General features: G+C 49.2%; 22 protein-coding genes and 2 tRNA genes. 20 read left to right on the forward strand and 4 right to left on the reverse strand.

The window, feature by feature from the left end; translation table 11 throughout:
- Positions 1-7 precede the first annotated feature (7 nt).
- The 16 genes from glmM to yedF all read left to right on the forward strand — a co-directional run bounded on the left by glmM (position 8) and on the right by yedF (position 16,186).
- Positions 8-1,345 carry a phosphoglucosamine mutase gene (gene glmM / locus K9N75_RS02835; RefSeq protein WP_004093709.1) on the forward strand — a complete coding sequence of 446 codons (1,338 nt, stop codon included), beginning with the start codon at positions 8-10 and terminating at the stop codon, positions 1,343-1,345.
- 221 nt (positions 1,346-1,566) lie between these two features.
- Positions 1,567-1,902, forward strand: coding sequence for a preprotein translocase subunit SecG (gene secG / locus K9N75_RS02840; RefSeq protein WP_224452207.1), 336 nt, complete (start codon positions 1,567-1,569; stop codon positions 1,900-1,902).
- Between the two features lie 127 nt (positions 1,903-2,029).
- Positions 2,030-2,116 (forward strand) — tRNA-Leu (locus K9N75_RS02845).
- 56 nt (positions 2,117-2,172) lie between these two features.
- A tRNA-Met gene (locus tag K9N75_RS02850) sits at positions 2,173-2,249 on the forward strand.
- A gap of 215 nt (positions 2,250-2,464) precedes the next feature.
- The gene (rimP, locus tag K9N75_RS02855; protein ID WP_071603080.1) at positions 2,465-2,917 is read left to right on the forward strand and encodes a ribosome maturation factor RimP; all 453 of its coding nucleotides are present in this window, start codon (positions 2,465-2,467) and stop codon (positions 2,915-2,917) included.
- Positions 2,918-2,938: 21 nt separating this feature from the next.
- Positions 2,939-4,426 carry a transcription termination factor NusA gene (nusA, locus tag K9N75_RS02860; RefSeq protein ID WP_004093713.1) on the forward strand — a complete coding sequence of 496 codons (1,488 nt, stop codon included), beginning with the start codon at positions 2,939-2,941 and terminating at the stop codon, positions 4,424-4,426.
- A gap of 24 nt (positions 4,427-4,450) precedes the next feature.
- Positions 4,451-7,153, forward strand: coding sequence for a translation initiation factor IF-2 (infB, locus tag K9N75_RS02865; RefSeq protein ID WP_004093714.1), 2,703 nt, complete (start codon positions 4,451-4,453; stop codon positions 7,151-7,153).
- A gap of 72 nt (positions 7,154-7,225) precedes the next feature.
- The gene (gene rbfA / locus K9N75_RS02870; RefSeq protein ID WP_004093715.1) at positions 7,226-7,636 is read left to right on the forward strand and encodes a 30S ribosome-binding factor RbfA; all 411 of its coding nucleotides are present in this window, start codon (positions 7,226-7,228) and stop codon (positions 7,634-7,636) included.
- Positions 7,636-8,586: a tRNA pseudouridine(55) synthase TruB gene (gene truB, locus K9N75_RS02875; protein WP_039187876.1), complete on the forward strand. Its 951-nt coding sequence runs from the start codon at positions 7,636-7,638 to the stop codon at positions 8,584-8,586. The genes rbfA and truB overlap by 1 nt, the downstream gene beginning before the upstream one ends.
- A gap of 128 nt (positions 8,587-8,714) precedes the next feature.
- The gene (gene rpsO / locus K9N75_RS02880) at positions 8,715-8,984 is read left to right on the forward strand and encodes a 30S ribosomal protein S15 (protein WP_004093717.1); all 270 of its coding nucleotides are present in this window, start codon (positions 8,715-8,717) and stop codon (positions 8,982-8,984) included.
- Positions 8,985-9,319: 335 nt separating this feature from the next.
- Entirely contained in the window at positions 9,320-11,434 is a 2,115-nt protein-coding gene (gene pnp, locus K9N75_RS02885) for a polyribonucleotide nucleotidyltransferase (protein WP_008814882.1), read from the forward strand.
- A gap of 123 nt (positions 11,435-11,557) precedes the next feature.
- The gene (gene nlpI, locus K9N75_RS02890; RefSeq protein ID WP_008814883.1) at positions 11,558-12,442 is read left to right on the forward strand and encodes a lipoprotein NlpI; all 885 of its coding nucleotides are present in this window, start codon (positions 11,558-11,560) and stop codon (positions 12,440-12,442) included.
- A gap of 104 nt (positions 12,443-12,546) precedes the next feature.
- Positions 12,547-12,621, forward strand: a complete 75-nt coding sequence (yrbN, locus tag K9N75_RS22805; protein WP_102961607.1) for a protein YrbN — start codon at positions 12,547-12,549, stop codon at positions 12,619-12,621.
- Positions 12,614-14,524, forward strand: a complete 1,911-nt coding sequence (locus K9N75_RS02900) for a DEAD/DEAH family ATP-dependent RNA helicase (RefSeq protein ID WP_008814884.1) — start codon at positions 12,614-12,616, stop codon at positions 14,522-14,524. Before yrbN ends, K9N75_RS02900 begins: the two co-directional genes overlap by 8 nt.
- Positions 14,525-14,738: 214 nt before the next feature.
- Positions 14,739-15,950 carry a selenium metabolism membrane protein YedE/FdhT gene (gene yedE, locus K9N75_RS02905; protein ID WP_224452208.1) on the forward strand — a complete coding sequence of 404 codons (1,212 nt, stop codon included), beginning with the start codon at positions 14,739-14,741 and terminating at the stop codon, positions 15,948-15,950.
- Positions 15,947-16,186, forward strand: coding sequence for a sulfurtransferase-like selenium metabolism protein YedF (gene yedF, locus K9N75_RS02910; RefSeq protein ID WP_008814886.1), 240 nt, complete (start codon positions 15,947-15,949; stop codon positions 16,184-16,186). Before yedE ends, yedF begins: the two co-directional genes overlap by 4 nt.
- 30 nt (positions 16,187-16,216) lie before the next feature.
- On the opposite strand, the gene K9N75_RS02915 is transcribed toward yedF, so the two are convergent.
- Positions 16,217-17,239 (reverse strand): luciferase-like monooxygenase, encoded by a 1,023-nt coding sequence (locus tag K9N75_RS02915; RefSeq protein WP_224452209.1) that lies wholly within the window; start codon positions 17,237-17,239, stop codon positions 16,217-16,219.
- 630 nt (positions 17,240-17,869) lie between these two features.
- Here K9N75_RS02915 and K9N75_RS02920 point away from each other — a divergent pair.
- Both K9N75_RS02920 and K9N75_RS02925 read left to right on the forward strand, forming a co-directional pair.
- Complete coding sequence (locus K9N75_RS02920) at positions 17,870-19,195, forward strand: SLC5/6 family protein (protein WP_224452210.1); 1,326 nt, start codon at positions 17,870-17,872, stop codon at positions 19,193-19,195.
- Between the two features lie 76 nt (positions 19,196-19,271).
- Positions 19,272-20,588 carry an L-cysteine desulfidase family protein gene (locus tag K9N75_RS02925; protein WP_174705381.1) on the forward strand — a complete coding sequence of 439 codons (1,317 nt, stop codon included), beginning with the start codon at positions 19,272-19,274 and terminating at the stop codon, positions 20,586-20,588.
- Between the two features lie 66 nt (positions 20,589-20,654).
- Here the strand turns inward: K9N75_RS02925 and K9N75_RS02930 are convergent, their stop codons facing one another.
- Both K9N75_RS02930 and ubiU read right to left on the reverse strand, forming a co-directional pair.
- Entirely contained in the window at positions 20,655-21,533 is an 879-nt protein-coding gene (locus K9N75_RS02930; RefSeq protein ID WP_008814890.1) for a U32 family peptidase, read from the reverse strand.
- An 11-nt stretch (positions 21,534-21,544) separates the two neighbouring features.
- Entirely contained in the window at positions 21,545-22,540 is a 996-nt protein-coding gene (gene ubiU, locus K9N75_RS02935; RefSeq protein ID WP_008814891.1) for a ubiquinone anaerobic biosynthesis protein UbiU, read from the reverse strand.
- A 302-nt stretch (positions 22,541-22,842) separates the two neighbouring features.
- On the opposite strand from ubiU, the gene ubiT reads away from it, so the two are divergent.
- Together ubiT and K9N75_RS02945 are read left to right on the forward strand one after the other, a co-directional pair.
- Complete coding sequence (gene ubiT / locus K9N75_RS02940; protein WP_008814892.1) at positions 22,843-23,364, forward strand: ubiquinone anaerobic biosynthesis accessory factor UbiT; 522 nt, start codon at positions 22,843-22,845, stop codon at positions 23,362-23,364.
- Complete coding sequence (locus K9N75_RS02945) at positions 23,358-23,876, forward strand: GNAT family N-acetyltransferase (protein WP_064575168.1); 519 nt, start codon at positions 23,358-23,360, stop codon at positions 23,874-23,876. Before ubiT ends, K9N75_RS02945 begins: the two co-directional genes overlap by 7 nt.
- An 80-nt stretch (positions 23,877-23,956) precedes the next feature.
- On the opposite strand, the gene K9N75_RS02950 is transcribed toward K9N75_RS02945, so the two are convergent.
- On the reverse strand, positions 23,957-25,264 hold the full coding sequence (locus tag K9N75_RS02950; RefSeq protein WP_064575166.1) for a cytosine permease: 1,308 nt from the start codon (positions 25,262-25,264) through the stop codon (positions 23,957-23,959).
- Positions 25,265-25,274 lie beyond the last annotated feature (10 nt).

Here is a 25,274-nt window from a genome sequence, read left to right on the forward strand (position 1 = left end):
AAGATTTATGAGCGAGCGCAAATATTTTGGTACGGACGGGATTCGCGGAAAAGTGGGTGACTGCCCGATTACTCCTGATTTTGTGTTAAAGCTCGGCTGGGCTGCGGGTAAAGTTTTGGCTCGACACGGTTCGCGTAAAATTATTATTGGTAAAGATACGCGCATTTCCGGCTATATGCTGGAGTCTGCGCTAGAGGCTGGCCTCGCTGCTGCGGGTTTATCTGCGTCTTTTACCGGTCCAATGCCAACGCCTGCGGTGGCTTATTTGACGCGTACCTTCCGCGCCGAAGCCGGTATTGTTATCTCAGCGTCGCATAATCCTTATTATGATAATGGCATTAAATTTTTCTCCATTGATGGCACTAAGCTGCCAGACGAAGTTGAAGAAGCGATTGAAGCAGAAATGGAGAAACCGCTGACCTGCGTAGAATCTGCCGAGTTAGGTAAAGCTAACCGCATCGTTGATGCGGCGGGGCGCTATATCGAGTTCTGTAAGAGTACTTTCCCTACAGAGCTGAGTTTGAGTGGTCTGAAGATTGTTGTTGATTGTGCTAACGGCGCGACCTATCACATTGCGCCAAGCGTGCTGCGTGAACTGGGTGCAACGGTAATTGCCATCGGCTGTGAGCCTGATGGGATGAATATCAACAAAGAGTGTGGCGCCACGGATGTTCGCCAGCTTCAGGCTCGCGTACTGGCAGAAAAAGCGGATGTGGGCTTGGCCTTTGATGGTGATGGCGACCGTGTGATGATGGTTGACCATCTGGGTAACAAAGTAGACGGTGACCAGATTCTATATCTGACCGCCCGAGAAAACCTGCGTCAGGGCAATCTGCGCGGTGGTGCTGTAGGCACGCTGATGAGCAATATGGGCTTGGAGCTGGCGCTTAAGCAGCTGGGAATCCCTTTTGCACGTGCAAAAGTGGGCGACCGTTACGTGCTGGAAATGATGGCGGCGAAAGGCTGGCGTTTAGGTGCTGAAAACTCAGGTCATGTGATTATTCTTGATAAAACAACGACTGGTGATGGCATCGTTGCTGGCCTACAGGTACTGGCCGCAATCGTACGCAATCACATGACATTGCACGATTTGTGTAGCGGTATGAAGTTGCTGCCTCAGGTGCTGGTGAATGTCCGTTTCTCAGGTAATCACGATCCTCTACAGGCGGAAAGCGTTAAAGCGGTGACCGCGCAGGTTGAAGCGCAGCTCAACGGTCGTGGTCGCGTGCTCTTGCGTAAATCAGGCACCGAGCCGTTGATTCGCGTCATGGTTGAAGGCGAAGATGACGCGCAGGTCACAGAAATGGCAAATCGTATTGCCGACGCAGTAAAAGCGGCTGGATAAGCGCGGTACAATAAAATCGCATCGGGTTATGCGATGAAAAACCAGTGAAACTTAATGTTTTGCTGGTTTTTTCTTCAATCGAACTACGCATCATAAATTGCTCTTGCACGGCTTGGCAGCATTGGGTAGTATTCACACCCGCTTCAGTAGACTTATTTTCGTCTGCTTTAATGGTTGAAGCTTTTGGCTGCGGAAACCCCGCAAGGAAAACAGGTACGACTATGTATGAAGCTCTTTTAGTAATTTTCCTGCTGGTGTCTATTGGCTTAGTTGCCATGGTTATGCTGCAGCAAGGTAAAGGTGCTGATATGGGCGCTTCATTCGGCGCTGGCGCATCTGCAACTTTGTTCGGTTCCAATGGCTCGGGTAACTTCATGACCCGTACGACAGCTGTCTTAGCGACACTGTTCTTTGTACTGAGTCTGGTTTTGGGTAACCTGAGCGGTCAGCAAGGCAAGAAAGGCAGTGAGTGGGAAAATCTGGGTACGCCAGTGAAAACTGAGCAGCCTGCTGTACCAGCAGCTCCGGCAGCCCCAAGTAGCGATATCCCACACTAATCGCACTCGCTTGAAGCCAGCAGTAACCAAGAAGTACAGAATTAAGCAGTAAAGTTTTTAAAATCGATATTTTAAGAACTGTTGTAAAAGGTGATAAGTTTTGAATACGGCTTATCACTTTCGAAATGCCGAGGTGGTGGAATTGGTAGACACGCTACCTTGAGGTGGTAGTGCCCAATAGGGCTTACGGGTTCAAGTCCCGTCCTCGGTACCAATCCTAGATAACTTGTTTTTTCAACGTTATTAGAGTAGTATTCGCCACGATTCGGACGCGGGGTGGAGCAGCCTGGTAGCTCGTCGGGCTCATAACCCGAAGGTCGTCGGTTCAAATCCGGCCCCCGCAACCACTTTCCTAAAGTATCTTTTTTCAAATATACTGTTTACGTTCAGCCAACGACTCAAACGGGTATTTTGAAAAAAATATTGTCAGAAAGCGGCACTGAATTCGTTCGGCAGTATATAGGGTCCAGTTGCATAAAGCCCCGATTTTTCGGGGTTTTTTGTTATCTGACAACAGAATCACTGGGCTATTTAGCCCTTTTTTTATGTCTTGGGGGTGGGCTTGTCCACATTAGAGCAAAAATTGACAGAGATGATTTCGGCGCCGGTTGAGGCATTAGGCTTCGAATTGGTAGGTATTGAGTTCATCCGCAGTCACCATTCAACGCTACGTATCTATATTGATAGTGACGAAGGGATCAATGTTGATGATTGTGCTGATGTCAGCCACCAGGTCAGTGCCGTTCTTGACGTCGAAGATCCAATTACGGTTGCATATAACCTGGAAGTTTCATCTCCTGGCCTTGATCGTCCAATGTTTACCGCTGATCACTACGTTCGTTTTATGGGCGAAGAGGTTTCACTGGTATTACGTATGGCGGTGCAGAATCGTCGCAAATGGCAGGGTATTATTAAAGCTGTCGAAGGCGAGATGATCACGGTTACTGTAGATGGAAAAGACGAAGTGTTCGCGCTGAGCAACATCCAGAAAGCGAACCTGGTACCCCACTTTTAAAGTTTGGATGAGGCCACTAGGATGAACAAAGAAATTCTGGCTGTTGTTGAGGCAGTTTCCAACGAAAAATCGCTTCCTCGCGAAAAAATTTTTGAAGCACTGGAAACTGCACTGGCGACTGCCACCAAGAAGAAATACGAACAAGAAATCGACGTTCGTGTTTGCATCGATCGCAAAACTGGCGATTTCGATACTTTCCGTCGCTGGGTTATCGTTGATGAAGTTACTCAACCAACCCGCGAGATTACTCTTGATGCCGCTCAGTTTGAAGATCCTGCTCTGCAACTAGGTGAATACGTTGAAGATCAGATTGAGTCTGTCACCTTTGACCGTATTACCACTCAGACTGCAAAACAGGTTATCGTACAGAAAGTACGCGAAGCCGAGCGCGCTATGGTGGTTGATGCATTCCGTCAGCACCAAGGCGAGATCGTCACTGGTGTCGTTAAGAAAGTAAGTCGCGACAACATCTCATTGGATCTGGGCAGCAATGCCGAAGCCGTTATTGGTCGTGAAGACATGCTTCCGCGTGAAAACTTCCGTCCAGGCGACCGCATCCGCGGTGTGCTGTATGACGTGCGTCCAGAGGCTCGTGGTGCTCAGCTGTTTGTGAGCCGTTCACGCCCAGAAATGCTGGTTGAGTTGTTCCGCATTGAAGTGCCGGAAATCGGCGAAGAAGTCATCGAGATTAAAGCCGCAGCCCGCGATCCGGGTTCACGTGCGAAAATTGCGGTGAAAACCAACGATAAACGTATTGACCCGGTAGGGGCGTGTGTGGGTATGCGCGGTGCGCGTGTTCAGGCCGTTTCTAGCGAACTGGGTGGCGAACGTATCGACATCGTATTGTGGGATGATAATCCAGCACAGTTCGTTATCAATGCTATGGCGCCAGCCGACGTGGCTTCCATTGTTGTGGATGAAGACAAACACACTATGGACATCGCGGTTGAAGCAAGCAATCTGGCTCAGGCAATTGGGCGTAATGGTCAAAACGTTCGTCTGGCGGCTCAATTGAGCGGCTGGGAATTGAACGTCATGACCGTTGATGATCTTCAGGCTAAACATCAGGCTGAAGCTCACGCAGCTATCGATACATTCACCAAATATCTCGATATTGATGAAGACTTCGCAACCTTATTGGTTGAAGAAGGCTTCTCTACTCTGGAAGAACTGGCCTACGTTCCTGAACAGGAATTGTTAGCCATTGACGGTCTGGATGAAGATACGGTAGACGCTTTGCGCGAGCGCGCAAAAAATGCGTTAACCACTCTGGCGTTAGCTCAGGAAGAAAGCCTGGGCGATCAGAAACCGGCTGAAGATCTGCTGGCTCTGGAAGGTCTGGACCGTGGTATCGCCTTTAAAATGGCCGCTCGTGGGGTTTGTACGCTGGAAGATCTTGCCGAGCAGGGCATCGACGATCTGGCGGATATTGAAGGCCTGAATAGTGAGAAGGCTGGCGAGCTGATTATGGCCGCGCGCAATATCTGCTGGTTTGGCGATAGTGAATAATGAACTGTAGCGGGAAGGAACAGCATGACAGAAGTAACCGTAAAATCACTGGCAGCAGAGATACAGACTTCCGTTGATCGCCTGGTACAGCAATTAGCTGATGCAGGGATCAAGAAGTCAGAAAATGATTCTGTGAGCCCACAGGAAAGAGAAACATTATTAGCTCATTTAAATCGTGAGCATGGCAGCGCATCAGGTAAACTGACGCTGCAGCGTAAAACACGCAGCACATTGAATGTTCCAAGCACTGGCGGAAAAAGCAAAGCCGTGCAAATCGAGGTCCGCAAAAAGCGCACTTATGTAAAAGGCGATGCGGCAGCTGAACAGGCTGAAGCAGAAGCACAGGCACAGCGTGAAGCGGAAGAGCAGGCTCGTCGTGAGACTGAAGAAAAAGCAAAACGTGAAGCAGAAGAAAAAGCGAAACGTATTGCTGAAGATCAGGCGAAACGTAACCTGGAAGAGCAAGCCAAACGTGAGGCCGCTGATAAAGCTAAGCGTGGCGCAGCGGAAAGTGAAAAAGTGACGAATCAAAATACCGACGAAAAAACCAAAGCTGCGCATGCTGAAAAAGCGCGCCGCGAAGCCGAAGCTGCTGCACTGAAACGCAAAGCCGAAGAAGAAGCTCTGCGTAAGCTTGAAGAAGACGCTAAGCGTGTTTCTGAAGAAGCTCGCAAAATGGCAGAAGCTAACGAAGGCAAAGCGCCTGAAGCTGAAACAACAGAAGATGCTTCTGACTACCACGTAACCACTTCTCATCATGCTCGCGAAGCAGAAGATGAAAACGACCGTCAGGTTGAAGCAGGGCGCGCTCGTGCACGTACCGCAACTAAAGCGACCAAGCAGAAGAAAGGCAATAAGCTGTCTGAATCTAAAGCCGATCGCGAAGAAGCACGTGCCCAGACCCGTGGTGGTAAAGGCAAACGTAAGCCAAGTACTCTGCAGCAAGGCTTCAACAAGCCTGCTCAAGCGGTAAACCGTGACGTCATCATTGGCGAAACCATTACCGTTGCTGAACTGGCTAACAAAATGGCTGTTAAAGGTTCCCAAGTCATCAAAGCAATGATGAAGATGGGCGCTATGGCTACCATTAATCAGGTCATCGATCAGGAAACTGCTCAGATGGTTGCTGAGGAAATGGGCCACAAAGTTATCCTGCGTCGTGAGAACGAGCTGGAAGAAGCCGTAATGAGTGACCGTGATACCGGTGCTGCAGCAGAGCCTCGTGCTCCAGTAGTGACCATCATGGGGCACGTTGACCACGGTAAAACTTCTCTGCTGGACTACATCCGCTCCACGAAAGTGGCATCGGGCGAAGCCGGTGGTATTACTCAGCATATCGGTGCGTACCACGTACAAACTGACAATGGCATGATCACCTTCCTGGATACCCCAGGTCACGCCGCATTTACTTCAATGCGTGCTCGTGGTGCTCAGGCAACGGATATCGTTGTTCTGGTTGTTGCGGCTGACGATGGCGTGATGCCACAGACTATCGAAGCAATCCAGCATGCTAAAGCGGCAAAAGTGCCGGTTGTTGTTGCTGTGAACAAAATCGATAAGCCTGAAGCAGACATGGATCGCGTTAAAAACGAACTGTCTCAGTATGGCGTTATGCCAGAAGAGTGGGGCGGTGAGTCTCAGTTCATCCCTGTGTCTGCTAAAGCAGGTACGGGTATTGATGATCTGTTGGACGCAATCCTGTTGCAGGCAGAAGTTCTGGAGTTAAAAGCGGTTCGCAGCGGTATGGCGAGCGGCGTAGTTATCGAATCCTTCTTGGATAAAGGCCGTGGTCCGGTTGCCACCGTTCTGGTTCAAGAAGGTACTCTGAACAAGGGCGATATCGTTCTGTGTGGCTTCGAATATGGCCGCGTACGTGCGATGCGTGACGAAATGGGCCGTGAAGTGACCTCAGCAGGTCCTTCTATTCCTGTGGAAATTCTGGGTCTGTCCAGCGTTCCAGCCGCCGGTGATGAAGCTACCGTTGTTCGTGATGAGAAGAAAGCTCGCGAAGTTGCTCTGTATCGTCAGGGTAAATTCCGTGAAGTTAAACTGGCTCGTCAGCAGAAATCTAAACTGGAAAACATGTTTGCTAACATGAGCGAAGGTGAAGTTTCTGAACTGAACATCGTACTGAAATCTGACGTACAGGGGTCTTGCGAGGCGATTTCTGATGCCTTGTTAGGTCTGTCTACCGATGAAGTGAAAGTGAAAATTGTTGGTTCCGGCGTGGGCGGCATCACTGAAACTGATGCGACCTTGGCCGCTGCATCTAACGCGATCATTCTTGGCTTTAACGTCCGTGCCGATGCTTCTGCTCGCCGCGTGATTGAAGCTGAAAGCTTGGATCTGCGTTACTACTCCGTCATCTATAATCTGATCGATGAAGTTAAGCAGGCAATGAGCGGTATGCTGGCTCCTGAATATCGTCAAGAAATCATCGGCCTGGCTGAAGTTCGTGACGTGTTCAAATCGCCTAAATTCGGTGCGATTGCCGGTTGTATGGTTACTGAAGGCGTGGTTAAACGTCATAACCCAATCCGTGTACTGCGTGATAACGTGGTTATCTATGAAGGTGAGCTGGAATCTCTGCGCCGCTTCAAAGATGACGTTAACGAAGTTCGTAACGGCATGGAATGTGGTATCGGTGTTAAGAACTACAACGACGTTCGCTCTGGCGATATGATCGAAGTATTCGAAATCATCGAAGTTAAGCGTACCATCGAGTAATTAAGTAAGCGCCTAGCTTATAATATCTTTGGGGGGCTTAATGCCCCCCGATTCGTCTTGGAGGACGCCATAATGGCAAAAGAATTCAGCCGTACTCAGCGTGTATCTCAAGAGATGCAGAAAGAGATTGCGATCATTTTGCAACGCGAAGTTAAAGACCCGCGCATTGGTATGGTGACGGTTTCTGGCGTTGAAGTTTCTCGCGATCTGGCTTATGCCAAAGTGTTTGTCACATTTTTGAATGACAGCGATCCGAACGCGGTTAGAGTTGGACTGAAAGCGCTGCATGAAGCTTCTGGTTTCATCCGTATGCTGATTGGCAAAGCAATGCGCCTGCGCGTTGTTCCTGAGTTGACTTTCTCGTACGACAACTCGTTGGTTGAAGGTATGCGTATGTCCAACCTCGTCACCAGCGTTGTGAAAAATGACGAAGAGCGTCGTGCTGCATCAGGTAACGCTTCAGGTAACACTGAGGAGGAATAATGTCACGACCTCGCCGTCGCGGCCGTGATATTAACGGCGTTCTGTTATTAGACAAGCACCAAGGTCTATCTTCAAATGACGTTTTGCAAAAAGTAAAACGCATCTATAACGCCAACAAGGCAGGACATACCGGTGCGCTAGATCCTTTAGCGACCGGCATGCTGCCTATTTGTTTGGGCGAATCGACCAAGTTTTCCCAATTCTTGCTGGATGCTGATAAACGCTATCGCGTTATTGCTCGTTTAGGGCAAAGAACGAACACCTCTGATGCCGATGGCGAAGTGGTTCAGGAACGTCCTGTTGAGTTTTCACAGGAACAACTGGATGCGGCGCTGGAGCAGTTCCGAGGTGATAGCCAGCAAGTACCATCGATGTATTCTGCACTGAAATATCAGGGTAAGCCCCTATACGAGTATGCACGTCAGGGCATTGAAGTCCCTCGTGAAGCTCGTGATATTACCGTCTATGAGTTGCAGTTTATCCGTTGGGAAAATGATGAGTTAGAGTTAGAGATTCATTGCTCTAAAGGCACCTATATCCGAACTATTATTGACGATTTGGGTGAGGTTTTAGGCTGTGGTGCGCACGTTATCTATTTACGTCGTGTGCAGGTTTCTAACTATCCGTCAGAGCGCATGGTGACTTTGGAACAACTACAGCAAATGGTTGCCGCAGCCGAAGAGGCCGGCATTGAACCTAAGACGGTTCTTGACCCGCTGTTGTTGCCGATGGATACCGCGGCGTCTCATCTGCCGGAAATAAATCTTACCGATGTTGTTGCCGCTTATGTTCTACAAGGACAGCCGGTGCAGGTGCAAGGTTTGCCTGCTGAAGGTATGGTGCGCATCAACGTTGGCGAGAAACGTCGATTTATCGGCGTTGGCGAAGTGGATGACCAAGGACGCTTGGCACCACGTCGCTTAGTTGTAGAAGAGCGCGTTCCTGAGTAACGAGTCATCAGGTGCTTTGTTGCGATCTTTTTGCGCTCAGAGTAGAATAGCGCGGCTTATGTATTAGGCAGCTGAATTAGAGATCGGCGCCTGCTTTTTTAATCGTTTTATGAATTTGGAGTTCTATAATGTCTCTAAGTGTTGAAGCTAAAGCTCAAATCGTTGCTGACTTCGGTCGTGACGCTAACGACAGCGGTTCCACCGAAGTTCAGGTTGCTCTGTTAACTGCACAGATCAACCACCTGCAAGGTCACTTCGCTGAACACAAAAAAGATCACCACAGCCGTCGTGGTCTGCTGCGTATGGTTTCCCAGCGTCGTAAGCTGCTGGATTACCTGAAGCGTAAAGATGTAGCTCGCTACACCAGCCTGATTGAACGTCTGGGTCTGCGTCGCTAGTCCAAACGATTTTCAGAAGTAAAGGGGCCTAGATTGGCCCCTTTCTTCTAGGAAGCAATCACAAATAAGGTTAATGTACTGTCATTAACCAAATTACGGCTGCTAAAATCGTTGTGGTTAAAGAAAGAAGCGTTAAAAATAGAGTCGATTGGCTCTTGTTGATAACGTCTGCCGTTTGACGATCCTTTTTGCAGATGTTCGCGCGGCTAATGCAAGTCTCTGGAGTGCCAGTGATTTCCATTAGTCGCGAGAATGCAACGAAGTGATCGAAGGCAAATAATGAGGAGTAGCGCTGCGTATGGCGTTACTGAACTTACAAAGATAAGGAAAATACTTTGCTGAATCCTATCGTTCGCAAATTCCAGTACGGTCAGAATACCGTAACTCTGGAAACTGGCATGATGGCTCGCCAAGCCACTGCTGCTGTCATGGTTACCATGGACGACACCGCGGTATTCGTTACCGTTGTTGGCGCTAAAAAAGCTAAAGAAGGCCAGAGCTTCTTCCCTCTGACCGTTAACTATCAGGAGCGTACCTACGCTGCTGGTCGTTTCCCAGGTGGTTTCTTCCGCCGTGAAGGCCGTCCTGGTGAAGGCGAAACTCTGATTGCGCGTCTGATTGACCGCCCAATTCGCCCACTGTTCCCAGAAGGCTTCCTGAACGAAGTTCAGGTTGTCGCTACCGTTGTTTCCGTAAACCCGCAGGTTAGCCCAGACATCGTTGCGATGATCGGTGCTTCTGCTGCCCTGAGCCTGTCCGGTATTCCGTTCAATGGCCCAATAGGCGCAGCTCGCGTTGGTTACATCAACGACCAGTATGTGCTGAACCCAACGACCGATGAGCTGCAAGAAAGCAAGCTGGATCTGGTTGTTGCAGGTACCGAAGGCGCAGTGCTGATGGTTGAATCCGAAGCTCAGCTGCTGAGCGAAGACCAGATGCTGGGTGCCGTTGTATTCGGTCACGAACAGCAGCAGGTTGTTATTGAAAACATCAAGGCGCTGGCTGCAGAAGCGGGCAAACCTCGTTGGGAATGGACTGCACCTGCGGTTAACGAAGCCCTGCATGCACGTGTTGCTGCACTGGCTGAAGCTCGTATCGGTGATGCATATCACATCACTGAAAAACAGGCTCGCTACGCTCAGATTGACCAGATTAAAGCTGACGTTATCGCTGCGCTGCAGGCTGAAGACGAATCTCTGAACGCGGGCGAAATCGCAGACGTTCTGGGTTCACTGGAGAAAAATGTCGTACGTAGCCGTGTGCTGCGTGGCGAGCCACGTATCGATGGCCGTGAAAAAGACATGATCCGTGGCCTTGATGTGCGTACCGGTGTCCTGCCGCGTACCCACGGTTCTGCACTGTTCACCCGTGGTGAAACTCAGGCTCTGGTGACCGCAACTCTGGGTACAGAACGTGATGCTCAGAACATTGATGGTTTAACTGGCGAGCAGACTGACCGCTTCCTGCTACACTATAACTTCCCTCCGTATTCCGTAGGGGAAACCGGCATGATGGGTTCACCTAAGCGTCGTGAAATTGGTCACGGTCGTTTGGCGAAGCGCGGCGTGTTGGCTGTAATGCCTAAGCAAGACGAATTCCCGTACACTGTTCGTGTGGTTTCTGAAATCACCGAATCTAACGGCTCTTCTTCAATGGCTTCCGTTTGTGGTGCTTCTTTAGCACTGATGGACGCAGGTGTTCCGATCAAAGCTGCCGTTGCCGGTATCGCGATGGGGCTGGTTAAAGAAGACGAAAACTTCGTCGTACTGTCTGACATTCTGGGTGACGAAGATCATCTGGGCGACATGGACTTCAAAGTTGCGGGTAGCCGCGAAGGTATCACTGCTCTGCAGATGGATATTAAGATTGAAGGCATCACCCGCGAAATTATGCAGGTGGCCCTGAATCAGGCTAAGGGTGCACGTTTGCACATTCTGGGTGTGATGGAACAGGCGATCAATGCGCCACGTGGTGATATCTCTGAATTCGCTCCACGTATCCATACCATCAAGATCAATCCTGAGAAGATCAAAGATGTTATCGGTAAGGGCGGTTCCGTTATTCGTGCACTGACTGACGAAACGGGTACTACCATTGAAATCGAAGATGACGGTACTGTTAAAATCGCAGCAACCGACAACGAAAAAGCGAAACATGCTATTCGTCGCATCGAAGAAATCACTGCTGAAATCGAAGTTGGCCGTATCTATCAGGGTAAAGTAACCCGTATCGTTGATTTCGGTGCATTCGTTGCTATCGGTGGCGGTAAAGAAGGTCTGGTGCATATTTCTCAGATCGCCGATAAGCGCGTTGAGAAAGTGACCGACTATCTGCAGATGGGTCAGGAAGTTCCTGTTAAGGTACTGGAAGTTGACCGTCAGGGTCGCGTCCGCTTGAGTATTAAAGAAGCAAGCGCGCCAGAACAGGCTGCTGCTCCAGCTGCTGAATAATAGCTTATTCAGTACTACGGCTTCCTGCATATGCGGGGAGCCGTTTATTACGCAAACACAGGATGTGTTTTGCTTATTGGATGATAGGAAATCAATCCGATGTTGGTCTTCGGGAGTTGGGAAATGAAGCCTATCTTGCGCTGGTGTTACGTTGCGACAGCAATTCTGCTGGCAGGATGCAGCAACCTTGATTGGCGTAAAGACGAAGTACTAGCAATTCCGTTACAGCCTTCGCTGCAACAGGAAGTCATGCTGGCACGCATGGAACAGATCCTTGCGAGTCGTGCATTGACAGATGATGAACGCGCACAGCTTTTATATGAGCGCGGAGTACTGTATGATAGTCTAGGACTGAGAGCTTTAGCGCGTAACGATTTTTCGCAAGCGCTGGCTATTCGTCCTGATATGCCAGAAGTTTTTAACTATCTGGGGATTTACTTAACGCAGGCTGGCAATTTTGATGCTGCCTATGAAGCGTTTGATTCTGTACTAGAGCTTGATCCAACTTACAACTACGCGCGTTTAAACCGAGGCATCGCACTGTATTACGGTGGTCGATACTCGTTAGCGCAGGATGATCTGCAGGCGTTTTATCAAGACGATCCCAATGATCCATTCCGTTCGTTATGGCTTTACCTTGTGGAACGTGAAATCGATCCAAAGAAAGCCACTGCCTCGCTGGAACAGCGATATAACAAGGCGAACAGGAATCAATGGGGATGGAATATTGTCGAATTCTACCTGGGCACCATCAATCAGAAAACATTGATGACACGCTTACAGGAAGATGCAACGGATAACACTTCGCTCGCTGAGCATCTCAGTGAAACTGACTTCTATTTAGGTAAACATTACCTGAGTCTGGGGGACAAGAGCAGTGCCTCTGCGCTGTTCAAACTGACGGTTGCCAACAACGTACATAACTTCGTTGAGCACCGCTATGCACTGTTGGAATTGGCGCTTTTGGGCCAAGAGCAAGACGACCTATCAGAATCGGACCAGCAATAGCTGACGAACAACTACGCCTATATTTTTAATTGCTTTATCACCTCTTTGAGGTGAGGGCTTTTTGTTCGTTATTTAATCTAATTTGAGCCGGTTCACACTTTTCAATGAAAATCATTGTCCATTTTCTAGACGAGTTATGTAGACTGGCCGCCATCAATGAGGCACGTGTACATGGCTGAGTTCGAAACTTCTTTTGCTGACCTAGGGTTAGCTGCACCAATTATCCAAGCCCTGACCGATCTGGGCTATGAAAAACCGTCTCCAATCCAGGCGGAATGTATTCCTCACCTTTTAAATGGCCGTGACGTTCTGGGTATGGCTCAGACCGGTTCCGGTAAGACTGCAGCGTTTTCTTTGCCGCTGCTGCACAATATTGACCCAAGCCTGAAAGCACCACAGGTGCTGGTTCTCGCTCCAACTCGTGAGCTGGCGGTTCAGGTTTCTGAAGCGATGGCTGACTTCGCTAAACACATGAACGGCGTAAACGTTGTTGCTCTGTACGGTGGCCAACGCTACGACGTACAGCTGCGTGCTTTGCGTCAGGGACCACAGATTGTTGTGGGTACTCCTGGTCGTCTGCTAGACCACCTGAAGCGTGGCACCCTGAACCTGTCTAACCTGAGTGGTTTGGTTCTGGACGAAGCTGACGAAATGTTGCGTATGGGCTTCATCGAAGACGTTGAAACCATCATGGCGCAGATCCCTGCACAGCATCAGACTGCGCTGTTCTCTGCAACTATGCCTGAAGCCATTCGTCGTATTACCCGTCGCTTCATGAAAGAGCCTCAGGAAGTACGCATTCAGTCTAGCATTACGACTCGCCCAGACATTAGCCAGAGCTACTGGACTGTGTTCGGGATGCGTAAAAACGAAGCGCTGGTTCGATTCCTTGAAGCTGAAGATTTTGATGCTGCAATCATCTTCGTACGTACCAAAAATGCGACTCTGGAAGTTGCTGAAGCATTGGAACGTAGTGGTTACAGCAGCGCCGCTCTGAACGGTGATATGAATCAGGCGCTGCGTGAGCAGACTCTAGAACGTTTGAAGGATGGTCGCTTAGATATCCTGATTGCAACTGATGTTGCTGCACGTGGTCTGGATGTGGACCGTATCAGTCTGGTTGTTAACTATGACATCCCGATGGACTCTGAGTCTTACGTTCACCGTATCGGCCGTACCGGTCGTGCTGGCCGCGCTGGTCGTGCGTTGCTGTTCGTTGAGAACCGTGAACGTCGCCTGTTGCGTAACATTGAACGCATCATGAAGCTGACCATTCCAGAAGTTGAAATCCCTAATGCAGAACTGCTGGGTCAACGTCGTCTGGCTAAGTTTGCCGCTAAAGTTCAGCAGCAACTGGAAAGCAGCGATCTGGATAAATACCGCGATCTGCTGACTAAACTGCAGCCGGAAGATGAACTGGATATGGAAACTCTGGCCGCAGCACTGCTGAAAATGGCACAGGGCGAACGTCCGCTGATCCTGCCACCTGATCCGGTTATGGAACGCCGTCCACGTCGTGAATTCCGCGATCGTGACGATCGCAATGAACGCGGTGGCGATCGCTTCGCTCGTCGTGGTGACCGTGAGCCACGTGAAGCCCGTGAAGGCGCCCCACGTCGTGAACGCCGTGATGCTGGCGATATGGAACTGTACCGTATCGAAGTGGGTCGTGATGATGGTGTTGAAGTTCGTCACATCGTTGGTGCTATCGCTAACGAAGGTGATATTAGCAGCCGTTACATCGGTAACATTAAGCTGTTTGCTTCTCACTCAACGATCGAGCTGCCAAAAGGTATGCCAGGTGATCTGCTGTCTCACTTCACCCGTACCCGTATCCTCAATAAGCCGCTGAATATGCAGCTGATGGGTGATGCTCCAGCACGTGAACCTCGTCGCGAACGTCCTGCAGGCGATCGCGGTGGCCGTAGTGCCGGTGGCGAGCGTCGCAGCTTCGGTGGACGTGATGGCGCACCTCGTCGTGACGACCGTCGCGGTAACAGCGATCGTAGCGCAGCACCGCGCGGCCCACGCCGTGATGATGCAGCACAGCCGCCACGTCGTCGTACTACTAACGACGCGTAATAACGCTGTTCTGAACTCAATGACTAAGCCAACCTCAGGGTTGGCTTTTTTTATGCCTATTATCCCCCGTGGTGGCTTATTGCATGGTTCTTCATTGATCAGCTTGTTTCTTGCCTTTGAAATACGTTTTATCGGCGTATGATGCTTGGCGATTGAGGTTCACAACCTCAAGACAGTTCCCCGGTCGGGGGCTGTAATCACAAGGGGATAATTCATGTCTTGGCAAAACTTCAAACAACAATATTTAATAAAATTCTGGGCTCCGCTCCCTGCGGTTATCGCTGCGGGGATTTTATCAACTTACTATTTTGGTATTACTGGCACCTTTTGGGCGGTAACCGGCGAATTCACCCGCTGGGGTGGGCATGTATTGCAGCTATTTGGTGCACATCCAGAGCAGTGGGGCTATTTCAAAGTCATCGGTCTTGAAGGCTCGCCTCTGGATCGCATTGACGGCATGATGATCATCGGTATGTTCGGTGGTTGCTTCGCCGCCGCGTTATGGGCCAACAACGTTAAACTTCGTATGCCGCAGCACCGCATCCGAATTCTGCAGGCGATTCTGGGCGGCATGATTGCAGGCTTTGGCGCACGTTTGGCTATGGGGTGTAACCTCGCGGCCTTCTTCACTGGCATTCCACAGTTTTCGCTGCATGCGTGGTTTTTCGCACTAGCGACTGCGGTCGGCTCTTATTTTGGCGCGCGCTTTACGCTGCTACCGATGTTTCGCATTCCGGTCAAACTGCAAAAGGTCAGCGCAGCCTCTCCACTGACTCAGAAGCCTGACCAAGCTAAACGACGCTTCCGCTTAGGGATGATTATCTTCTTTGCGGTAGTTGCATGGGGCGGATTAACCGCGATGAATGCGCCTAAGCTCGGTCTCGCCATGTTATTTGGGGTTGGTTTTGGGTTGCTGATTGAGCGAGCCCAGATTTGCTTTACTTCGGCATTCCGTGACCTGTGGATCACCGGCCGAACTCATATGGCGAAAGCGATTATTATCGGGATGGCGGTGAGTGCTATCGGTATCTTCAGTTATGTACAAATGGGACTCGCGCCAAAAATTATGTGGGCTGGCCCCAATGCAATAATCGGCGGTGTGCTGTTTGGTTTTGGTATTGTGTTAGCCGGTGGTTGTGAAACGGGCTGGATGTATCGTGCCGTCGAAGGACAGGTGCATTTCTGGTGGGTTGGGCTTGGCAATATTGTGGGAGCGACCATTCTTGCGTATTACTGGGACGATCTGGCTTCGTCACTAGCGACCTCCTACGATAAAATCAACCTGCTGCAAACCTTTGGTCCACTGGGTGGTTTGCTTGTGACTTACCTCATGTTGCTGGCCGCATTTTTGTTGGTCGTTGCATGGGAAAAACGTTTCTTCCGTACAAAAAATCAGGTAAATAACGCCGTTAAGGAGATTGCATGAAACCTACAGATATTGTTCCAGATTATCGTTTGGATATGGTAGGGGAGCCTTGTCCTTATCCTGCGGTGGCAACGCTTGAAGCGATGCCAAACCTTAAAGTGGGTGAAATTCTCGAAGTGGTTAGCGATTGCCCACAGTCGATCAACAACATCCCGTTGGATGCCAAAAATCACGGTTATACCGTACTTGATATCCAACAGGATGGACCGACCATTCGCTATCTCATTCAGCGCTAATTTCCTTTCAGCTAAGGTGCGCAATGCACCTTAGCTGATACGTTCGGCTGCGTTGAGCTGCTGTTTGATTTCAGCAACAATTTCGAAGGAGCGTAAACGAGCCTGATGATCGAAAATTTGCCCGTTAACCATCACTTCATCCGCCTGTGTTTCTCTTAGCAAAGCTTCCAATCCGCTTTTCACCTGCAGTGGATCGCCGACTACTGACATTCTAAGCGCCTGCTCCACGCCGTATTGTTCACCAGCGCTCCAATAGGCTGAGATATCTGTTACCGGCGCGGGGAGCGGCCCTGGTTGTCCTCGACGCAAATTAATGAACTGCTGCTGCATCGAGGTAAACAGGAAGCGTGCATCGCGCTCGCTGTCTGCTGCAACCACGTTGATACAGACAATAGCGTACGGTTGCGCTAATGCCTTCGATGGCTGAAATTGGCTGCGGTACATGGCCAGCGCTTGATGAAGCATATCCGGAGCAAAATGTGAGGCGAAAGCAAAAGGCAGTCCGAGTTTTGCGGCGAGTTGTGCACTATAGAGGCTAGAACCTAGAAGCCAGATAGGAATATGCAATCCCTGTCCGGGTACGGCCTGCACATGCTGTCCTGCGGCCACTTCACCGAAGTAACGCTGTAGCTCAGCGACATCTTGCGGAAAGTCATCAATTTCGCCATGCAGGCTACGGCGTAACGCCATCATGGTGCGCTGGTCTGAGCCTGGAGCTCGGCCTAGCCCTAAATCTATGCGGCCGGGATAAAGTGATTCCAGCGTGCCAAATTGTTCTGCGATAACTAAGGGAGCATGATTAGGCAGCATGACACCACCAGACCCAACGCGAATAGTTTGAGTCCCTCCTGCGATATAGCCGATCAGCACTGAAGTGGCGGCGCTGGCAATACCTGTCATGTTGTGATGTTCAGCCAGCCAATAACGATGGTATCCCCAATCTTCAGCGTGTTGGGCCAGACTTAATGAGCGATGAAAAGCATCACGAGCCGTTGCTCCTGTGGGAATAGGGGAGAGATCGAGAACTGAAAAAGGTACGTTTTTGGCAGCCATCACATGATTCCTATAAATAGACCAATCGGTCTGGTTTTTAGGTTGATGTTAATCGTATGTGATAATTAATCAATAGCTGGCTGTGTTAATGCGTGCTACAGCGAAAGCAACGTTATCTGGAGGAGAGGTCTATGAAGCTATGAGAGAAAATGCAGTTTAAGATTCTATTTGATTTCATTTTTATAACAAAATAAAGATGGTTGTGCTGAATAGCTGTTTTGCCTTGCTAGAGATGTGATGTCCATCATGTTAGTAAGGTTTTGTTCTTTGATTTTCTACTAAGGGTAATCTGCTGGACTTCACAAAAATTATCCCAGTGGCGATTACGTTACATCAGTTAAAAAGACGCATAAAATAAAATATCTTTTAAATTCATCATATTGTAGATATCAGGGTGTATCCCAAGTTATGGATTTCATAAAGTAGCTATCTGGGAGTTAAAATTTTTAGTGTTATCCTCTTTTGGTAGAAATTTTTTCTCGCAACGTGCCGTTACTTGGGTGTGAGTTGAAAAAATATTCTCCAGAGAGCAGCGTATCATTTTTGCATAATAAAAAAGCCTGCAAATTACGTCTGTACATTAAAAAGAAAATAAAACCTACACTTATAATATTGCGAGCGAGAGCTATTATGGAAACCGCAACAGAGAATAGCAGTGTCGTTGTTAATGATTATCCTTCAGATAGTCGTGGAGGAATGACAGAAAGCGAATGGAAAGCAGCAACAAAGTTTGATAGCACTGATGCCGGTTGGATTATTATGAGCATCGGGATGGCTATTGGCGCGGGTATTGTATTTTTACCCGTACAGGTAGGGCTGATGGGGTTATGGGTATTCTTACTCTCATCCATTATTGGCTATCCAGCGATGTATTTGTTTCAGCGCTTATTCATTAACACCTTAGCGGAATCACCAGAGTGTAAAGATTATCCTAGTGTTATTAGCGGATACTTAGGTAAAAACTGGGGGATATTATTAGGCGCATTATATTTTGTTATGTTGGTTATCTGGATGTTTGTTTATTCCACTGCGATTACCAACGATAGCGCTTCATACTTACACACTTTTGGCGTAACAGATGGACTACTTTCTGAAAACCCATTCTATGGTTTAGTCCTTATCTGCATTTTGGTTGCCATCTCTTCACGGGGCGAAAAGCTTTTATTTAAACTGTCTAGCTTTATGGTTCTCACCAAGTTGTTGGTCGTAGCCGCCCTAGGCGTATCCATGGTGGGCATGTGGCATTTATATAACGTGGGCTCTTTGCCGCCGATGGGACTGCTCATTAAGAACGCGATTATCACGCTGCCGTTTACTTTGACGTCTATCCTGTTTATTCAAACGCTGAGTCCGATGGTGATCTCGTACCGCTCTAAAGAGAAATCGCGTGAGGTTGCTCGTTTTAAAGCATTGCGAGCGATGAATATTGCCTTTGGTGTTTTATTTGTCACGGTATTCTTTTACGCAGTTTCTTTCACCTTAGCGATGGGGCATGACGAAGCAGTTAAAGCCTATGAGCAGAATATTTCAGCATTGGCGATTGCAGCGCAGTTCTTTCCTGGTAGCTGGGCGACCGTGGTTAGCGTTATTTTAAATATCTTTGCGGTCATGACTGCTTTCTTTGGTGTTTATTTAGGCTTCCGTGAAGCGACTCAGGGCATTGTTATGAATATCCTGCGTCGTCGTATGCCGGCTGAAAAGATCAATGAGAAATGGGTACAAAACGGAATTATGCTGTTTGCCATTTTATTGGCATGGAGTGCAATTATTCTGAATGCGCCAGTATTAAGCTTTACTTCAATTTGCAGCCATATTTTTGGGATGGTCGGGTGTTTGATTCCGGCTTATTTAGTCTACAAAGTACCCGCTCTACATAAATACAAAGGTACTTCACTCACCATTATCATTATTACCGGGTTGCTGCTATGTGTGTCTCCATTCCTAGCATTCTCCTAATAAGTTAAAAACTGAATATTTTTGTAGTCTTGTTATTAAGGTCTGAATTATGAGCAAGTATGAAAGCGAAAATCTGTTGTGTACCGAATCGCGTGATGAATTGTGGAATGAGTTTATCCGTGCGGTACAGCAGGAAGTCAAGCCAGCTGTGGGCTGTACCGAGCCGGTATCTTTGGCTCTGGCCGCTGCTATTGCCGCTTCATATCTTCCTGAGCCTGTTGAGCGTATCGAAGCGCGCGTATCTCCTAACCTAATGAAAAATGGTATGGGGGTGACAGTCCCAGGTACTGGGATGGTCGGCCTCCCGATCGCCGCGGCAGTTGGAGCGACCGGGGGAGATCCCAAAGCAGGATTGGAAGTGCTCAAACATGCGACGCCACAGGCCGTTGAGGCAGGGAAGTCTCTTCTGGCTAGTGGGGGTGTGTCGGTTTCTATTCAGCAGCCGTGTGAGCATATTCTGTTTTCTCAGGTCACAGTGTTGGGTGCAACGGAATCGGCCTGTGTCACCATTGCTGATGGGCATACCAACGTCATTAAAATTGTGAAAAACGGTGAAGTGCTGTTTGACGCACGGCTGCACTCCGATGAATCCTCTGATGCGCCTTGTGCGGAAGGGTATTGTCTGAAGAAAGCATCATTACGTCAGGTATTCGATTTTGCCGTTAATGTCCCGCTAGAACGCATCCATTTTATTTTGGAGGCTGCGACGTTAAACAAGGCGCTATCGTTGGAAGGATTGAGCAAGCAGTATGGTTTGCACATTGGTGCAACGCTCCAGCGCCAACGTGACCGTGGTTTATTGGCTCGTGATCTACTGTCGGATATTATGATTCGCACGTCCTCTGCGTCTGACGCACGTATGGGAGGCGCCGTGATGCCAGCCATGAGCAACTCAGGCTCTGGTAATCAGGGAATCACTGCCACGATGCCTGTTGTCGTAGTGGCTGAATATCTTGGTGCGGATGAAGCGCAATTGACTCGAGCTTTAATGTTATCGCACCTGACCGCGATATACATCCATAGCCAGTTGCCTACCCTGTCAGCGCTGTGCGCGGCGACAACGGCGGCGATGGGCGCTGCTGCTGGGATTGCGTGGCTGATTGAAGGCCGTTATGAACCGGTTGCGATGGCGATTAGCAGCATGATCGGTGATGTTAGCGGTATGATTTGCGATGGAGCTTCTAACAGCTGTGCCATGAAGGTTTCGACCAGCGTTTCGGCTGCCTACAAAGCGGTGCTGATGGCGTTAGATGATAGCTGTGTGACGGGGAATGAAGGGATTGTAACCGACGATGTGGACCGCTCTATTGCCAACCTTTGTGCTCTGGCCTGCCATTCCATGCAGCAAACCGACACTCAGATTATTGAGATAATGGCAAAGAAAGCCTCATAACAGGTAACGACTTGAAGCCTTTTAAAATGGGAGCCTCGGCTCCCATTTTTACGACAATATAAAAGCTTACTGTATTAACTCTAAGCCAGCGACTCGCTGCCAGTACCCGTTACAGTCGGCGCGATTTTCCAACGTTAGTGGTTCAAGCCCTCGCTCGTTAGCGCGGAATTGGCTTAGCACGTTCAGCGTGTCCATGCTCTCCGGCGATAGGCGCACGATATCAACTAATCCCTGCATTTCTAGCTGATTATTGCCGAGGTTATAGCAATAGCCACTTTGTGTCTGAATACCGTTAAGCACGAAAACTTGCTGGTTTTCCTGTGATAAAACGCGGCGTCCTTGGGGGTATTTAATGCAGCAGGTTTCGCACTGATCTTTCGGCAAATCTTCTGAACGGGCGGTAAAGCAGCGTGCGGAATAGGCCAGTGGCAGGTGCCCGTAACTCAGAACTTCCACTTCAAACTTATTGCGAATGCCTAAGCTTTCACACTGGTCCATCACGTTTTTCAGCCAGTCGTGGGAGAGTTCAACCGGCATACACCAACGTACCATTCCCTGTTTTTGTAACAGACGCAAGGTGACCGCGTTGTAGCAGTTCAGCGCGTGGCCGGCTACAAACGGCAGTTTACGCTCCGCGGCCATATTCACCGTGCCTAAGTCGTTGGCTTCAATTAAAAAATCGCCGTTTTCGACATAGCGCTTCAGCTCATTAAGCTCGGAGGGCGCTTGCAACAGCGCCAGAGTAGAGATCACCACCTGCTTGCCTGAGTGCGCTACTTGCTTGGCCACATCCAACCAGTCAGCAACTTTCATCTCACGACGTTTTGAACACACGGTTTCACCGAGATAAATGATGTCAGCTTCACTTTGCGCGGCAGCCTGATAAAAAGTTTCTATTTCATTTTTTGGCCAGTAATAGAGCACGGCCCCTAAAGAATATTTCACGATTTTGTTCCTTACTGCCATTTCCGGTGATAGGCACCCAGCGTGGTTTGGGTGCCTTCAGCCATCGCGCCAAGGCTATCCATCCAGCTCTGTTCTGCTTTATAGCCCTCAGGATCTTTCTGACAACGGTCAATGGCTTGACGCCATACTTTTGCCACTTGGCTGACATAGGCAGGGCTACGTTGACGTCCTTCAATCTTCACTGAGGCAATATTCGCGCCCATCAAATCGGGCAGCAGTTCGAGCGTATTTAGGCTGGTGGGCTCTTCCAGCGCGTGATATTTCTCGCCATCGACCAAATAACGCCCTTTACACAGCGTTGGATAACCTGCGTTTTCACCCTCTTCGTAGCGGTCAATCAGGACATCATTAAGGCGAGATTCCATTCCCTGTGGCGTTTGCTGCCAGCGAACGAAACGAGCCGGAGAGCAGGCACCTACGGTATTAGGTGACTCACCGGTGAGATAAGAGGAGAGGTAGCAACGGCCTTCAGCCATGATACACAGGCTGCCGAAAGCAAAAACTTCCAGCGGTACTTCGCTAGTGCGAGCCAATTGTTTCACCTGATGAATTGACAGCACACGCGGCAATACCACGCGCGAAACATCGAAGTGTTGTTTGTAGAAACGAATAGCTTCATCATTCGTTGCCGATGCCTGCACGGAAACGTGGCGCTCAACCTGTGGGTAGCGCTCTGCCGCGTATTCCAACATGGCGAGATCGGCTAAAATAAGTGCATCGGCGCCTAACTGTGCTGCCATATCCACGGCTCGTTCCCAGCGAGCGTAGCCATCAGGATGAGCAAACGTATTGATAGCGATATGCAGCTTACGTTTATGGTTATGCACGTAGCTCACGGCTTCTTGGAGCTTTTTCTCAGTAAAATTCAGGCCAGCAAAATGGCGAGCGTTAGTATCATCTTTTAAGCCGATATAAACGGCGTCTGCGCCGTTATCAATAGCTGCCTTCAGAGCAGGCAAATTTCCGGCGGGGCAAAGCAACTCCATATATCATTCCTGAACGGGCCACGGTAGCGATGAGTGGCAATTAATGACAACAGGTGATCGGTTGAACCCTGAGTGATAATTTTAATGGCGATCATTCTAGAGAACCCATTCATCGGCTGTTTTGATTTGAGGCAGTTTCTCGTGTGTTGACAGCAGCAACACGACGGTTATTCTTTATCCAAATTTTTGTTGGCCTATCGACTTACTTGGCTAATAAGGGTGCATTTTGTTGATATAGCGCGCGGTCTTGTGCTGCTGATGTGGCAAAATACCAACAACCAGTATTATGAGGAGTCACTCCAGTGTTGGAACAATTACGAGCACGTTTAGTGCGTCAAGGTCCGGCGTTTTTAAGCGTCCCGTTAAAATTCACGCCGTTTGCTCTACAACGGCAAGTGCTGGAACAACTGCTTGGCTGGCAATTTCGTCAGGCGCTCGCAGACGACGAATTAGAGTTTCTGGAACAGCGTTGGCTGAAAGTTGAAGTGCGCGATCTCGGCCTTAAGTGGTTTGTCACCGTAAACGAAGGCAAGCTGCAAGTGAGCCAACATCAGGATGCTGACGTGAGTTTCAGCGCCGATGCTAACGACTTAATCTTGATTGCTGCGCGCAAGGAAGATCCTGATACGCTGTTTTTCCAACGTCGTTTACGCATTGAAGGTGATACTGAGCTTGGCTTATATGTCAAAAACTTGATGGATGCGATAGATTTGGATGCAATGCCTAAACCATTACGGTTTGGTCTGCTACAGTTGGCAGAGTTTGTTGATGCTGGAATGAAAGAAGTATCTACGTCCGCTACCCAAGAGGTTTCACCATGCTAATCCGCGTTGAAATTCCTGTTGATGCTGCAGGTATTGACCGGCTGCTACGCAACGCGTTTCCCTCGAGCGAAGAGGCTGAGCTAGTGCATCGCCTGCGCGAAGATGGTCTGCTGACGCTAGGCGTCGTAGCGACTGATGAAGAGGGCGGTGTGATTGGCTATGCGGCGTTCAGTCCCGTTTACGTCGATGGTGAAGATCGCCAATGCGTTGGGCTGGCTCCGGTCGTGGTTGATGAAGCTCATCGCCGTCAAGGACTTGCGGAACAGATCATTTATGAGGGGCTAGATTCTCTGAATGAGTTTGGCTATTCGGCTGTCGTTGTACTCGGTGAACCGGCCTATTTCTCTCGCTTTGGTTTCCAGAACGCCGCTCAGCAAGGGTTACGTAGCCATCTGCCAGGCACTGAGGACTCCTTTCTGGTGTATCCATTAGCCGGTGGTGAAATGGAGAATTGCAAAGGCGTGGTGGAATACTCAGCGCCTTTTGGGCGTGGTGAGTCCACCACGTTCTAGATAAAGTGTTTTTCTACGGATACCCCCGTAGCTGGGAGTATCCGCGTATTTATTGCACCGTTATTGCACTACAAATTTCACTACAGCGCCTTTTCAGGTTCAACGGTTTTTTGGCTGCGATTGACAGCCAACGTGGCCAACCAATAGATCAGACTGGCGGCAAGCAATGAGTTGATAGTCGGAATTCCCCATTCAGTCACTAATCCAACAATACTGCCAACAATGCTGGCGATAATGGCTATCCAGCCAATAGCAGGCGTTTGAACGTCATCTGGCAGCTTTCCTTCTGACCGGCTCAGATCCAAAATCTTACGGTGAGAGCGCACCACAAAATAGTCGACCAGCATGATGCCGATGATCGGTGGGAATACCACGCCGAGTACGGTTAAAAAATCAACAAATCGATCCAGTATACCTAGCACGGAAAGCGTGGTTCCAAGGATGCCAATCACTAACGTCGTTGAGATATATTTGAGTTTTTTACCCGTTAGCCCTTCGACAGCGTTCACAATGCCCAGCGACGAAGAATAAAGGTTAAGGTCATTCACCCTCAGCGTTGAGAACACCACGACTAACAGGCCAGCACCACCCGCAGCCTGAGCCATAATAGTCACAACATCAGCTGTTCCCAACGTCTTGGCGATCAAAATGGCCAGACCGTTGATGATAAACTCACCAGCAACAATGGTTAAAATCGTTACGCCTAATACATGTTTACGATTTTTAGAGTAACGCGTTAGATCGGGAGTCATCAGGCTCGCCACAATGGCGCCGCCGACAACGATAGTGATACCTGCGCTAATTGAAATGGGTTCACCGGGAGGCAATAACTGCATGATTTCAGGCAGGTTATGTCCAGATAAAACATTAAAGGAAATATACGCTACCAGTGAAATAAACATGGGTACTGCTATTCTTGCCGCAATGCGCAATGCCTTGAAACCAAATGCGACCAATATCGTCAAAAAGCTACCAGATAAAGCCGCCGCCCAGCCAAAGCCCAATTTATGGTTAAGGGCAAAATCCAGTGATTTAGCAAAAATAGCGTTTTGTATTCCAAACCAACCAAGTAAACTGACGGCAACAACTACCCCGATCAGCACCGAGCCTAAGCGTCCAAAGCCGCACCATCTCGCTAATAGACTACCGGAGATCCCTTCGCGCATTCCCGCCAGCCCAAGACCATAGGTCACAATTCCAAATATCACGCTGCCGATGAGGATGGCGGTAAACGCATCAGTCAATGTCATGGAGTTACCGAGTACAGCGCCAAGCATGAATTGATCCAGCGCGGTCAACATGCCCATATGAACGATAGCGACGCTTAAAAATGAAACCCTTTTATCCTGTGGCACTCTGCTCAGTGGATAATCTTCAATTTTGATCACGATAAGGTAT

The organism is Hafnia paralvei (assembly GCF_020150375.1).
Classification (GTDB): domain Bacteria; phylum Pseudomonadota; class Gammaproteobacteria; order Enterobacterales; family Enterobacteriaceae; genus Hafnia; species Hafnia paralvei.